Raw genomic sequence first — 13,706 nt, 5'->3', positions numbered from 1 at the left:
CCCTAATCCCTTATCTTGTTTTCAATAAAATCTGCCAGCTCCAGGGCAGCCCTTTCGGCATCAGGGCCTTCTGTTTGAATTATGAGGGCATCTCCTTTTACAGCACCCATGCTCAATATGCTCATTATGCTCTTTGCATTATATTGTTTCTCACCCTTAATTATCTTTATATCACAGCCATATTTGACTGCTTCCTTTACAAGCATGGATGCGGGGCGGGCGTGTAAGCCTGTTTCATTTGATAATGTTGCTTCTTTTCTAAACATGACATCCTCTCCTGCATGATGATATACTTATATATAGCTGTTATTATGACTGATAACGATTGCAAATGCCCCAGGGCATCCTCTCTTGCTCCTCCGGAGCAATTCACCTTATGCTTCGAGACTAAGACTTTGTAAGCTTGTATAGGGTTGCGTCAAAACTCGCTTTGGCTCAAACAGTTGACGCAACTTATCCTATACTTCGCTAACAAACTCTAAGTCCCTTCACATTGAACAAGACTTCATTCAGTGGGGTTTCAACTCCACTGAATGTTAGTCGAGTCCATGCTGGACTTAGCCGCCCTTAGACACACGCCGCCTATAGCGGTGTGGGTCTTAGGGCGAGTTAGTTCAGTGCTGCACTCTTTTATCAGTCATAATAACATTATTGCTGTATAATCAATCTCTTTAACGCGGTATATTCAGCTTAAACTTCTGCCAGGGCTTGATGTGCTCCAGCAAAAATATTTCCTCATCAACGATCTTTCCCACTACCGACGACCTGCCGCTGTTCTTCATGGGCTTCAATACCAGATGCAATTCCCCGGCATAATGGCCATAGAGACTGGATTCTATAACAATATGGCCTTTTTCCATATCTATGGGATTCATCAGCTTGAATTCATAGTTCTTGTATTTCACTCTGCTTTGAGTTGATCTTATCATGTATTCGGAAACATCGCCCCTGTTGATATGAAGCTCCTCAAACAAAATATCTCTCTCAACCTGAGGAAGATCGACATATGCCTCAACGCTAAGCTCCAAAACCTCTTTATTCATGGAGCCCAATGCGCTGAGCTCATCTTCCGATGCGTAGCAGTTGGCTATTATTATATCATCTATCAATCCCGTATTCAGCAGATCCTTAGCTTGCACCGCTATAGGCAACCCCCTATGCTCTTCTAAGGTAGGAAGCCCTTCGTTGACGCCCCATGGCCCGAAGCTTGCATGATTAGAAGATACAAAGGCTGCAGTCCTGATCCCGTATTCTTTGAAGCCTTCCGTAGTCTCCACGAAGTGCTCCCGGGATATGCCCGTATATCTGTGAGGATAAAAATTATGGCATGCTATGATATTATCCTTATTAGGCAAAAAGCTCATCACATTGTCTAAATATCTGGTGCCGCTGCTGATGTTCAACTCTACTTTTATCCCATAGGGATTAAAAGACATGATGCTCTCCTCGATGCCGCTGAATCCAATGTCGAGCCTTATTCCCGCCAGGCCTATTTCATGAAATATAGTAAGATCCCTGTAATCTGCCTTTAAATCTCTGAAAACCGAAGGAGATACATCCGCTATGACCTCCATGCCCAATGCTCCCGCATAGCGGACTATATCCTTGAATCCCTCCAAGGAATCTTTGCCTTCCACAGTCAGGAAATTTATAAATACTCTCCTGAAGCCATATTTTGATGCCAGGCTTAAATAACTTTTATTTGCCTCCTGGGAAGATTTGTCCGGATAAATAGAAACTCCAAGCTTATTCATGGCTTCCTGCTCCTTCTATTTTCCTTATTGATCGATATAATTCTATAAATTCATTTGCTATATCGCGCATAGTTATGGCATTCATCAGATGATCTTGAGCATGAACCAGCAAAAGGGATACGTGCTCCCCTTTTCCTTCTGCCTCTTCCTGTATAAGGCGGGTTTGGCTCTGATGAGCCTCTGATAGCTTCTCTCCTGCCTCTTCGAGAGCTCTTCCTGCCTTCTCAAAATGCCCATTCTTGGCATAACTGATAGCTTCCATGCAAAGGCTTCTTGATTCGCCGCTGAAGTTGATTATGTTCATTATTATTAATTCCAGCTCCATATCTATCTCTCCTTGTATTGATTTATACTTTAGTGGTAAGGGCATAGTTTATTCTTCAAATTCCTTTGAACCTCGGCAAATATTGTCGATTTGCTTCCAGCATATCATAAAAGAGCCTTTTGCCGGCTGAATCATCAGCTATTAACGGATTCAGGATCATTGCCAGCACTGCCTTGCTTATATTGCCTTCCGCCGCAGCTTCAGCTCCGAGTATTTCAAAGGCTTTGATTTCATGTATCAAGCCTTTGACGGTCATGGGAAACTCATCTATAAATTTATAGGGTTTGAGACCTGATCTTGTGATCCGGCACGTCATCTCCAGGGTATATTCATCTGCAAAGTCTTTTATTGCTCCGTTATTTATGGTATCGACTACCTGCAGATCGCCTTTGTCATTGTGTATAGAAGATATTAGATTGCATGCCGCGTCAGAGTAATAGGCTCCCCCTCTCTTTTCCAATTCAACAGGCTTTGTATCCACTCCTGGATCTTCATATATCTTAAATAACTCTCTTTCTGTTTTCATAACTTCTGTGGCTCTCGTTATCCCTTTTTGGAATTGCTCCAGTTCATTCTTCAGCATTTCGACCGTCTTATAATAATATTTGTGATAAGGGCAGGGAATAAGATTTAAAGCTCGCAAGAATTCTTTATCCCATGCCATCGGCTCTATATTTTTCATATTGACGGAAATAGAACCTTCCATATACTTCTCAAATACCTCTTTTGTCTTATTCTCGTTGTCAATGAATACATTGAAGCCATATACTAAATGGTTCAGCCCTGCAAAATCTATTCTTATCCTATCATGATCTATGTTCAGCATGTCTGCTATACCCCGCTCTATTCCTATGGGAACATTGCAAAGCCCCACAAACCTTCTATGTTTGGAATACCTTGCCAGGGCCTCCGTCACCATGCCTACAGGGTTTGTAAAATTGATCAGCCAGGCTTCCGGACATAGCTCTGCCATTTCTTCGGCTATCCCGAGTATGACAGGTATTGTCCTCAATCCCTTAAACAAACCTCCCGCTCCATTTGTCTCCTGCCCGATAAAGCCATGAGACAAGGGGATACTCTCATCTTTGGCCCTTGCATTCAATCCTCCCACCCTTAATTGGGTGGTCACAAAGTCAGCGTCCTTTAATGCTTCTCTCCTGTCAGTCGTTGTAAATATCTTTATGGGCAGATTTGCCTTGCTGACCATTCTTCTGGATAAAGCTCCTATTATCTCAAGCTTTCTAAGCCCCTCATCTATATCGACAAGCCAAAGCTCATCCACCGGCAATTCATCATATCTCTTGATGATGCCTTCTATAAATTCCGGGGTATAGGAAGAGCCTCCTCCTATGGTTGCAATTTTAAGCTTTTTATCCATATTCGCTGCACTCTTTTCATTTAATTTAATTTGTTGTGCCAGCTTCACGGTAAATTAAAGCATTTTCTGTCATTGTTATGAAAGACCGGCTTTCTTGTCATCCTGAGGGCTGCGCCCGAAGGATCTAATTTGAGATTCTTCGAGCTGTGCTCTCAGAATGACCAGATATGTTTTCGTTTATCGTGGTGCGGATAACGCATAGTAATTCTGAAGGCCTTCTATATATCAGGCATTCAATTTTTCTCCCTTTTTAGCCGTCACTATTTTTTCTTTCTCCCCTGCTGATGCCTGCTTCTCTGCTATCCTCACGAAGGGCAGATATATCAGAGTGGCCACTGCAAAGTTGACCAATGCTAACAGCGCCGCCATTACGCTGCCTATTCCCTTAGCTCCTGTTGCCAAGAATGCTCCTATGCCCACGGGAGAAATCCATGGTGCCGCTACATAAGTGGGAGGAACAATCCCCAATGCCGTAGCCAGGTAGGCAATAAATGAAAGCACGCCCGGAACTATCAGGAATGGGATAAAAAGCACAGGATTCAACACTATAGGAAGGCCATACATGACAGATTCATTTATCTGGAATATTCCCGGTGCCAAGGATAGCTTTGCAACCGCTTTATAGTCTTGCTTCTTCTTAGCTACAATAAATATGGCCAGCAAAAGTGCTAAAGTCGCACCTGATCCGCCCAGATGTATATATGAGTCATAAAAAGCTTTTGTGATAAGATGCGGAGCCGGCAATCCATTCATCACCGCCTCATAATTCTCAGTCAGAGCAGGCAAATAAATGCTCTGCATGATGGGCTCAAAAATATTGGCTCCATGTAACCCAAAGAACCAAAGGAGATTTATCAGTATCGGGATCAAAATTACCGATGCCATACCTTGACCAAGCCCCATGAGAGGCTTTTGAATAACATTTAGTATGATGTCGTATAAGCTTCCCAGACCTAATGCACTGATTATATAGGTCAAGGCACCAAAGATGAAGATGGCGACAAATCCGGGAATTACCGAAGCAAATGCTTTGCCTACGGCAGGCGGCACATTGTCCGGCATTTTTATTACCAAGCCTTTCTTCGTAAGCTTTACGAAAATCTCCGTAGCAATCAATGCTACTATGATACCGGTAAACAATCCTCTGGCATCCAGGTACCCCCAGAACAGATAACCCCATCCGGCCTCTCCGTGAGCCTGAGGAAGAGTAACTATGAAGGATGCTATGGAAATAACCCCTGCTGCCAAACCGTCTTCGCCATAGCCTTTAGCTAAATTGTAGCCGATGGAAAAAGTCGCGAGCAAGGCTATCATCGCAAAGGTTCCCCACCATACATTTCCGTTTATGGGTCCCAAAATGCTGCCAAGAGGTTTGATCCAGGCGCCTAAGGTGTTGTTCAGCAAAACTGCAAAGGATCCTGCTAAAACAATAGGCATGATACCGATAAAACCATCCCTTATAGCTGCTAAATGCCTTTGAGAGCCGATCTTTCCCGCTACCGGCACGAACTTTTTCTCCATCCAACTATTGAAGCTCATTTTTATACCCCCTTCAAAATAAACAATGGATATTACTTGCCTTTGATGACAGATACTGCTTGCATGAGAACCTTCTCTCCATTCATCAGCCCATAATCCGAACTCGGGATCACATCTACGGGTATTCCCATAGGCCCCATCATAGCTCTCATCTTCGGAAGCATATATCTTACCTGAGGTCCCAGCAAAAGTACGTCAATGCCCTCTGAATTGTTCTTCAGGTCTGCTTCTGCAACAGCCTTTATCTCAGCTTCTATCCCCTGCTCCTCAGCCGCTCTTTTCATTTTTGTCACCAGCAGGCTGGTAGACATGCCCGCTGAGCATACCAGCAAAATATTGTATATAACAATCCCTCCCCCACTTATATAGTAAGAACCTTTGTTTATAATAAAAGCAACTATCATGCCAATCATATATTTTTCCCTTATGCATCTAAGCATAGCAACTAAGCCGATTCTGCTATATTTCAAGCAGGTATCTGTGCTGTCTATCTGTGCATTAAAACAAAATAGTGTGCGTTCTTTCGCACACTATTGCACTGTATTTCCGTTTTCTTTAAATAATTTCACTATATAAGCAATTTCATCGTCACCTATGCTTACCCTATAATCCCTCTCAATATCTTTTAATGATTGCTTTACTATATCCATATCTGAGGAATGCCTGTCTTTAAAATGCGATAATCCGTCAAAGGGTTTAGTAATTGCACCCGACAGCATATTGTCCAAAAGGAAGCATATATGCATGGTCATACCTACCTTTACATCTTTGGAAATCTTTGTCTCTAATCTCTCTTCTGCTTCCATGATGAAATTTTTAGCATCCTTTATTATCTTCTCACCGCTTATATGTATCATATGTTCGTCCAGCGAATCTCCCATCTTATAATACAGCTCTCCTTCATCGATTATATCCCTTAGCCTCTTATCACCCTCGGGAGTTAATATATCTATGGCTGATATGAAAGGGATCCCCCGCATTTTTATTTCTACGGTGCCCACTATAGCCCAGATATTATGGCCTTTCTCCATTTCTGCAACCCGTTCCCGGAGAGATTTTTTATCTATTATACTGATCGGCATTGCTTTTACATTCCTATTTCCGATCTTTTTATTGATCATGTCCGATATCCTTTTAGCGGACCCGTCCCCTGTAAAGCAGACGGTAAGGATGATATTCTTCTTATCCGGCTTTTCTTCTTTAGTGCTGATATCGCAGCTCCTGCCGGACAATGAGTCCATTATCTCGTCTATTGCATATCCCATCATTGCCTTTCTGGCTACATCCAGGACCATAAGGGTGCTCACCATATCCACTGTCTGAACATTGATTCCGGTCTCCTCCGCGATCATAAGGCCGAAATTTGTGAGGGAACCCATATCTACCATGAGAATGACACCCTCCCCTTGCTCAAGTTCCAATATCTTGTCTCTGGCAATTTTATATATGCTCTCCGGCTTCATGGTCAGCGGCGAGTCTATAGGCACTACATATTCCGCACCGATCAAATTATTTACTACTTCTGCCATTGAGCTTGCCGTACTTCTCCCATGCATGGCCACAACAACCTTTACCTTGGGCATCTCTTCCTTGGCAATCTTTAGCGGATCTGCGGTAAAAAACATGGTGATATAACCTATTTCATCAACCGGAATCTCTATATTAAATCTGCGGTCTATCAATTTTGCCATTTTCATGGCAAAGAGGAATTCTTCCTCGTAGTTGATCCTGATAAAGTTCAATTTGGGATTGTATATCTTCTCCCCTCTTCTGATCCTTTCAATGCTTCTTTCCAGATGAAACGACAGCCCAAAATATATCTTTTCATCATACTCCCTGTCTAAGTTTGCTTTTGCAAGGGCTAGGATTTCCTCAACGGCCTTTAAAACATTTCCGTCGACGACATTTGTTATCTCGTCCTTTATGAACCTTTGACTGATCTCCCCTATGTATTTTTGAAAATGGGATTTGATATCCAGGTTTAATATTTCATTTATATCCGTATCTTCCATGCCTATTGTTTTGAGAGAATCGATCTTTTGCTCTATAATGCTGTAGAAATCCTCTCCAATGCCTTCATTTTCATGTGTCAATTGCAAAGGCGGCTCATCCTCCTCGCTGAATTTCAGAACATCCTGGGCTGAGCTCAGCAGCTCGTCGATTTCTTTTCTATGCTCCTTGATGTTCATCATTCCCATTCTCACATGATTGGGCAGATCGCATTGATTGATTATCAGATAGCTGCTCCCGGCAGCCTTGTAATTCAAAAATGCCTTGGCGCAGGACAGCTGTATATCGCTTTTCAGCTGGCCTATATTATTGGGGCAATCATATAGAAGCAAGGATATTATGACGTTTTTATTTATGTATATGCTCTTTCCGACTCTGCGGGATTCCTCTTTTATGAATGCATCTATGAGCGAGTATCTTTCAGATAGGGACCTTTCGGACAGATTCGGCAGCAATATTACCATGGGTATCCTTCTGGAAAAGGTTTGGAGCAAATAGGATGACGGATTTTCTGTAGTTGCAGCTATTATCCGCACCTCTGCATAGTAAAGCTTATCCGTCTCCCCCAAAGGCCTGTAACAGCCCTTGTCAATATAGGTGAAAAGCATTTCCTGGCCTTGAGGGGGCAATCTATGCACCTCGTCTAAAAATAATATTCCTTTATCGGCTTGTTTCAATAAGCCGTCTTTATCCTTATCCGCTCCTGTGTACGTACCTTTTTTAACTCCAAATATATGAGCCGTCAGCAAATTGGGATTATCCGCATAATCAGCGCAATTGAACCTTATAAAAGGTGCATCGGAACCCAGCACTCCGGTCTCCTTGGCGTATTCATACATTTGCTCAGCAAACAAGGATTTGCCTACTCCTGTTTCTCCTAAAAGCAATGTATGAAGCCCTTTGGGAGGGTATATTATAGCAGCCTTGGCCTTTTCAATAGGAAGGCTCAAGCTCTGCTTCGATCCTGCCAGCTTATCCAGGCTGTTGAAATAAGCTTCCTTACCCTTTCTTTTGGAAGCAGTAGGAGGAGCAGATGTCATGGCTTTATACAGGACCGGCCTTCCTTCTGCCTTTATCAGCTTTCTTTCCTTGTACATGATATTCAGATACCTGCTTACATTTGACCTATCCAAGCCGATAAGCTCGGCAACATCCTTGGCTGATACTCCCGAAGGCTTTTCTTCCTGCAATTTCATGACAGACCTGTAAATATCGTCGATCTTGCTCATCTAATCCCCCCTCACTTTGTTGAATGAGATTTAATTCAGTTTTAAAGGTATTCAAGCTCTATTTGCTGCTATCTGAATTGTATTTATGCTTAATAAATTCTATGTAATCATTTATCTGCTTAATGGCTTCTTCAGGCAGCTCATCTTTATTAAAATCATGATAAGAAACTGTTTCAGAGACAGATGAGCTTTCTCCCGCTTCATCTTTCTCATAAAAATATCGTACTTCAGTCCTTCCCAGCAGATAATCCGTTGACACCTGAAAATAATCAGCAATTTTTCTTAACATCTCCTGATCAGGGAATCTTATTTCTGTCTCATATTTTGAAATAGAAGAATAGGATATGTTCAAAATCTTTGCCAGCTCATTGCGGCTCATGTTCTTTTCTCCGCGGAGCATAGCAAGTTTTTCGCCAAATGACATATATGACCACCTCGTATTTTCATTTTAGCACATATCGTCCAATTATAAATATGTTGGACTAAATGGATAATTTTCCTTGACTGTGGACTTATAGTCCAGTATAATGTATATATGATTTGGCCTAAGTGTCCCGATATTACAGGAGGTGCTCGATATTAAAGCGATGGATAAAAAATATGAAGAATTATCTATGTTAAAAAATATTATAGACGAAATGAGAGATAGATTGAATGCTATGCTCGCTAAGAATCCGGATCCTCTATGCGACGAGGTATTGAGCTTGAGCAAAGCTTTGGATGAGATGATCCACAGGTATACGGAATTGGAAATGGAGCTGAAATCTAAGGCTTGAAAGAAGGACAGGGCAGGCTGGAAGAAGGTTATGGCAGGCTGGAAGACAGGCAACTTGAATTGGAGGGAGACGTAAAAGATATTAGGCCTGATATTAAACAAATAGAGTTTAATGTCAACTCAATCAAAAACGAACTCCCTTACATTGGGGAAAATATAAAAAGGATTGACAGTCGCCTTTTAAAACAAGAACAAGAAACATTTCTGCTAAAACGTGTGAGCGAATAGATTATTTATATATTGTGATTTCTACTGCAATTCCTGCGCGGTTAAGGCTTTTTCAGAGTCTTTGACTGCGCTGTTTATTTGTTTCCCTTTAAATGCTTTTATTATACTTGTTCCGATAATGCCGCCTATAACGCCTCCTAAAGCTGCCAAGCCCAAAGCCAGCAATACCTTAACAGGCGGATTGAAACCAAAGGGTGCAAGCAATGGCGGATATCCCCATGGCTAATCCATTTAATCCAAGCATTGCGGTTATAGACATTGAGCTTAATGGAGAAGTACATATTATCTTCATGATTCCGCCTAAAAGAAAGCCCATTACATAAGGAGATTGTTCAGCTGCTGCTGTTACAGCCTGACCGACACTGAGTAAAGTTGCATTTACAACAGGAGTCGCAGCTACAGCAATAATTCTGGCTAATGGAGCAATGGCCAATGCACCCGCAACGATATTTATTCCTTCCGGCAATTTTTTCTCTATTGCCGGAGCGATCAACCCGATTATATAACCGGCAAAAAATCCCGGCAAAATGCCGATATTGAGCATTGCTACTCCTGCGGCAACAGAGAAAATCGGATTTGCTCCCATGTTCAGCGATACTAAGATTGCCGCAGCTGTCCCGGCCATGCTTCCGGACGAAACTCCGACCTCATTTAAGAATGCAATGCCAAGGAAATTTCCTCCGATATATCTGTGTATTGCCTCGACCAGAAAGCTCGCAATAGCTGCTCCGGCTAAACCCGACATAGCCTTGTCGCCCTTCGGCGCCTTTAAACTAAACAGGGAAAATAGTAATAATGTAATTAATAATAGTCCTACTCCTTTAATAATCTCTAGCATTAAGTACCCTCCATCTAATTTTTGTTTTTCTACTTGAAGTGAAACATGGCTTCAAAAAAGCAAAAAGACATGGAGGTATAATAGCATGAAAAAATCCGCTACTCTACCGCCCTGTCCATTTATCTGAAAGTTTCTCCAAAATATGGATTGCTTCTTCGATGCTTGATCTCTCAAGTCTCTCCAGGGATGCGTCGGATTATTGTATGGAACCTGAGAGTTTCAGCAACAGAACGAGTGCTTTTTCTGTCCTTTGCTCCTCCGGTTATCATCTCCTGATATTTCCAACAATCTTCATCCGCTTTACATTGTTAAACTATAAACATACTTTAGCATATACAAAAAATCGAGACAAGCGGTAATAGTTGGCATTCATAGCGATTCAAATTTTGCTCCCTTACTCTTTACACTTTCTTCATTCTTTGTACAGTCGATCAGACAGCTTGTCTAAAATTTTACTTTTCCTTCTGAATAGTGTTGTTCTGCTCATACCCAATTCCTTTGCCAGATCATCCAGAGTCCTGCGGTATATTATGCTTTGCTCAATTATATATCTTTCTTCCCTTGCTAAATCCTGCAAGGCTTTATAAGCTTCCTGGCTTTCGTAATTGGCAAAAACTATATCCTCCACATCGCTGCTCTCGTCTGTCAGAGTGTCTGCCAAGCTTATTCCTTCTCCTATAGGTTCATCAAGAGATACTGTTTTCTTGCCGTACCTTTCATAGTTAAGGTAGAAAAACTTAAGCTGAAGCTTTAGATAGTAAAAGATATTCACACCTTTGCTTTGCTCATATTTGTCTAAAGACTCAAGTACCGCCAATGCTCCTTCCTGATATAGGTCTTCAAATTCCCCCTTGCTTTTTGCATACTTATTGATAGATGAAATGATCAGCGGGCTAACTTCCTCCAATATTTTAGCTTTATCCAAGTCTGGCCTTTCCGACCGGTCATCGTTTTATTTCCGCGGATAAAGCCATTATATAAGCCCTGATGCAAAAAATAAAAAGCCGACTCATCACGAGTCGGCTGATGTTTCAGATAAAGTATGCTCATCAGGCATATACGTCAACAAGAAGTCCTCTTATCTCTCCTATAAGGCTTAAAACCTTGATCCCTTTCTCTTGCTTATTTATTACGGCGTCTGTCAATTCCAGAAGCTTTTCGTCTACTTTTTGGACAGTTTTGTATATTCTCATCCTTCCACCCCTGTTAAATCCTCTGCTTTGCTGAACCTTTAAGCCATATTTAACAGCCTCGGATAAAAATTCCTTTACTTTCTTCTTATAATCCCTCAGATCCTCAACAGTCATAGAATCAGCCAGTACCTTGCCTTGCTCGTCTATGTCCTCCATGAGCTTGTTCAGTCTATCTGCATCGATCTCGTCTCTCCGGGTGGACATGACTTCGCGAAAGGTTACGGAAGCTTCATCCTTCACCTTTTTTGCTTGTGCGCCTGAAGTATCTACTTTTCCTATGTTTCTGACTTTCATCTGATCACATCCTATTCCTCTGGAGTATTCCTTATGGGTCATGGTGGACGGGGAACACGGATTAGCACTGAAATTCCACGGATTAACACGGTTTTCTATTTTAACTAATGCCATATCACACAGGAAAGCGAGTTACGAACCTAAGACTAAGTAAGACAGTTCTTCATTCAAGTGGAGTTTATCTCCGGCTGAATGTTAGAAATGTCAATCGGGTTCGTAGCGTGCCTTGCCTGCAGTTAATAAAAACTGAAGGCTTAGGCACGATAGAACGGGGTAAACTTGCTTAGATATGGGATTAGTTAAAACAAGAGTCTTAATTAACTTCCCTTCCGTGTCAATCTGTGAAAAAATCTCGTGTCTTTCAGTGGTTTCCGTTCCCCGGCCTTCAAGACCCCAGAGCCCAACCCTAATCTCCTGAGCTCTGAATCCTAAACCCTATCTATTGCAATAATTTCAATACGCCCTGGGGCATTTGGTTTGCCTGGGCCAGCATAGCTGTAGCCGCCTGGTTTATTATGCTGTTCTTGGTGAACTCGGACATTTCCAATGCCATATCTACATCTCTTATCCTCGACTCTGCTGCAGTCAAGTTTTCCGCTGTTGTAGTAATATTGGAAACAGTATGCTCAAGCCTGTTCTGATATGCTCCCAGCCTGGAGCGGGATTCGGATACCATCCTTATGGCATTATCGAAGAAGCCTATGGCATTGTTGGCATCTTCTTCGCTCATGATGCTTATACCTGCTTCCGCATCTACACCTGCGGTTGATATCACGCCCTTATGGTCCGCTTTTCTGCCTATTCCCAGGAATGCCGCATCCACTACGCCTATGAGAAGCTTCATGCTCTCGCTGTCATTGGCTCCTATCTGAAGGTTTATATCCATATCCTTACCTGCATAGGTCTCAAAATCATTGTCCCTGTATTCTATCTCCAGGCCGTTGCCGGCTCCGTCATCGGTTTTGTTCGTAGTGAGTATCAAAGAGTTCCCGTTTACCTTAAAATCTATCAAAGCTTCCGCTTTGCTGTTGTTTTTTGCTGAGGTTATGGCATTGTATACCTCTGCCATCACATCATATACCGTTCTGTCCTTTACTCCGACTACTGCGGTATTTGTACTGTTGTCGTAAGGTACGGATTCATCCTTAAATTCAATAGTGACGCCGTCGATGACGAGCATATCTCCTGTCTTGGGAAGCTCGGTGAAATTAAGGTAGGTGGTCTTCCAATTGGTTGAAGTATCAGGAGCATTTAGTTTGGTAACACTTGGTTTCGCCGGGTTCAAACTGTCCTTAAAATCTGCTGATGTAGTACCGCTACTATCTACTTCAATTTTTCTTGCTTCCGAAGGAGACATATTTTTAGCTGTTTTGAGCAGCAAGCTGCTTCCTGTAACTGTGCTGGCAGCCTTATCAAATGTTTTATCATTTTCTGCAATTGCATCCAAAAGATTGTTCAAAGTTGCTCCCGAGCTTGCGCCTATATCTACTTTAATCCTGCCTGCCGAAACTCCATTGTTAGCTGTTGTATCCTCAAATTCATAATACTTTCCGTTTATCATTATGTATTGTCCGTCTGCCGGTAAACCACCTAGCTGCAGCTCTACCTCTCCCCTGGCGCTGGGTTCCGCTGCCACATCACCCTTCCAGGTGCCGCTTCCTACATACTTTATATCAGGTGAGTTGGTGGTTATAACAGACCTTGACAGCAGCGAGCCCCTCAGAAGAGGATTGGCGTTAAACTGAGTGGTCTTTGCGATCCTGTCTATATCATATGTCAGCTGGTCAATCTCATTCTGGATTGCCAGCCTGTCATGGGATTCCATGGTTCCATTGGCTGCTTGTATGGATAGCTCCCTCATCCTTTGCAGTGCATTGTGTACTTCCTGCAAAGCGCCTTCTGCCGTCTGTATCAAAGATACTCCGTCTAAGGTGTTTCTCTCCGCCATTTTGAGCCCTCTTATCTGAGATCTCATCTTTTCCGATATGGCAAGGCCTGCCGCATCATCGCCGGCTCTGTTGATCCTCAAGCCGGAAGACAGCTTTTCAATATTTTTTGAAACCTTCCCATGGCTGACTGTTAATTGTCTGTAGGCATTTATTGCCTGGATATTAGTGTTTATCCTCATATCCTATTCTCCCTT

Annotated in this window: 13 protein-coding genes, 1 pseudogene and 1 riboswitch; of the genes and pseudogenes, 2 read left to right on the top strand and 12 right to left on the bottom strand. The window is 42.4% G+C overall.

Features of this window, described 5'->3' with window-relative positions; translation table 11 throughout:
• Positions 1-2: 2 nt before the first annotated feature.
• The 8 genes from LJD61_RS03275 to LJD61_RS03240 all read right to left on the bottom strand — a co-directional run bounded on the left by LJD61_RS03275 (position 3) and on the right by LJD61_RS03240 (position 8,659).
• Entirely contained in the window at positions 3-266 is a 264-nt protein-coding gene (locus LJD61_RS03275; protein ID WP_255226080.1) for an HPr family phosphocarrier protein, read from the bottom strand.
• Between the two features lie 405 nt (positions 267-671).
• On the bottom strand, positions 672-1,754 hold the full coding sequence (locus tag LJD61_RS03270) for a DUF871 domain-containing protein (protein WP_255226079.1): 1,083 nt from the start codon (positions 1,752-1,754) through the stop codon (positions 672-674).
• Positions 1,747-2,079 carry a PTS lactose/cellobiose transporter subunit IIA gene (locus LJD61_RS03265; RefSeq protein WP_333783052.1) on the bottom strand — a complete coding sequence of 111 codons (333 nt, stop codon included), beginning with the start codon at positions 2,077-2,079 and terminating at the stop codon, positions 1,747-1,749. Before LJD61_RS03265 ends, LJD61_RS03270 begins: the two co-directional genes overlap by 8 nt.
• A gap of 55 nt (positions 2,080-2,134) precedes the next feature.
• Positions 2,135-3,457: a 6-phospho-beta-glucosidase gene (locus tag LJD61_RS03260; RefSeq protein ID WP_255226078.1), complete on the bottom strand. Its 1,323-nt coding sequence runs from the start codon at positions 3,455-3,457 to the stop codon at positions 2,135-2,137.
• Between the two features lie 225 nt (positions 3,458-3,682).
• Positions 3,683-4,996: a PTS sugar transporter subunit IIC gene (locus LJD61_RS03255; protein WP_255226077.1), complete on the bottom strand. Its 1,314-nt coding sequence runs from the start codon at positions 4,994-4,996 to the stop codon at positions 3,683-3,685.
• A gap of 32 nt (positions 4,997-5,028) precedes the next feature.
• Positions 5,029-5,340 (bottom strand): PTS sugar transporter subunit IIB, encoded by a 312-nt coding sequence (locus LJD61_RS03250; protein ID WP_255226418.1) that lies wholly within the window; start codon positions 5,338-5,340, stop codon positions 5,029-5,031.
• A 186-nt stretch (positions 5,341-5,526) separates the two neighbouring features.
• Positions 5,527-8,202, bottom strand: a complete 2,676-nt coding sequence (locus LJD61_RS03245) for a sigma 54-interacting transcriptional regulator (protein ID WP_408614819.1) — start codon at positions 8,200-8,202, stop codon at positions 5,527-5,529.
• Positions 8,203-8,293: 91 nt separating this feature from the next.
• Positions 8,294-8,659, bottom strand: coding sequence for a helix-turn-helix domain-containing protein (locus LJD61_RS03240; RefSeq protein ID WP_255226075.1), 366 nt, complete (start codon positions 8,657-8,659; stop codon positions 8,294-8,296).
• Between the two features lie 190 nt (positions 8,660-8,849).
• Here LJD61_RS03240 and LJD61_RS03235 point away from each other — a divergent pair, with 190 nt between their 5' ends.
• Together LJD61_RS03235 and LJD61_RS03230 are read left to right on the top strand one after the other, a co-directional pair.
• Positions 8,850-9,011, top strand: coding sequence for a Spo0E family sporulation regulatory protein-aspartic acid phosphatase (locus tag LJD61_RS03235; protein WP_255226074.1), 162 nt, complete (start codon positions 8,850-8,852; stop codon positions 9,009-9,011).
• A complete protein-coding gene (locus LJD61_RS03230) occupies positions 9,008-9,238 on the top strand; it encodes a hypothetical protein (RefSeq protein ID WP_255226073.1) in 231 nt (76 codons plus the stop codon). Before LJD61_RS03235 ends, LJD61_RS03230 begins: the two co-directional genes overlap by 4 nt.
• Before the next feature lie 21 nt (positions 9,239-9,259).
• Here the strand turns inward: LJD61_RS03230 and LJD61_RS03225 are convergent.
• The 4 genes and pseudogenes from LJD61_RS03225 to LJD61_RS20250 all read right to left on the bottom strand — a co-directional run bounded on the left by LJD61_RS03225 (position 9,260) and on the right by LJD61_RS20250 (position 13,691).
• Positions 9,260-10,076: pseudogene (locus tag LJD61_RS03225) on the bottom strand (PTS sugar transporter subunit IIC).
• A gap of 101 nt (positions 10,077-10,177) precedes the next feature.
• Positions 10,178-10,270: riboswitch (glycine riboswitch) on the bottom strand.
• 218 nt (positions 10,271-10,488) lie between these two features.
• Positions 10,489-11,001: a sigma-70 family RNA polymerase sigma factor gene (locus LJD61_RS03220; RefSeq protein ID WP_255226072.1), complete on the bottom strand. Its 513-nt coding sequence runs from the start codon at positions 10,999-11,001 to the stop codon at positions 10,489-10,491.
• A gap of 124 nt (positions 11,002-11,125) precedes the next feature.
• Positions 11,126-11,563, bottom strand: coding sequence for a YaaR family protein (locus tag LJD61_RS03215; RefSeq protein ID WP_255226071.1), 438 nt, complete (start codon positions 11,561-11,563; stop codon positions 11,126-11,128).
• A gap of 439 nt (positions 11,564-12,002) precedes the next feature.
• Entirely contained in the window at positions 12,003-13,691 is a 1,689-nt protein-coding gene (locus LJD61_RS20250) for a flagellin N-terminal helical domain-containing protein (RefSeq protein WP_303740645.1), read from the bottom strand.
• Between the last annotated feature and the right edge of the window lie 15 nt (positions 13,692-13,706).

The sequence above is a fragment of the Lutispora saccharofermentans genome (genome assembly GCF_024363565.1).
In the GTDB taxonomy this organism is placed as follows: Bacteria; Bacillota; Clostridia; order Lutisporales; family Lutisporaceae; genus Lutispora; species Lutispora saccharofermentans.
Note: the sequence above shows the minus strand (reverse complement) of the source record. Positions and strands in the feature narration are given on the sequence as shown.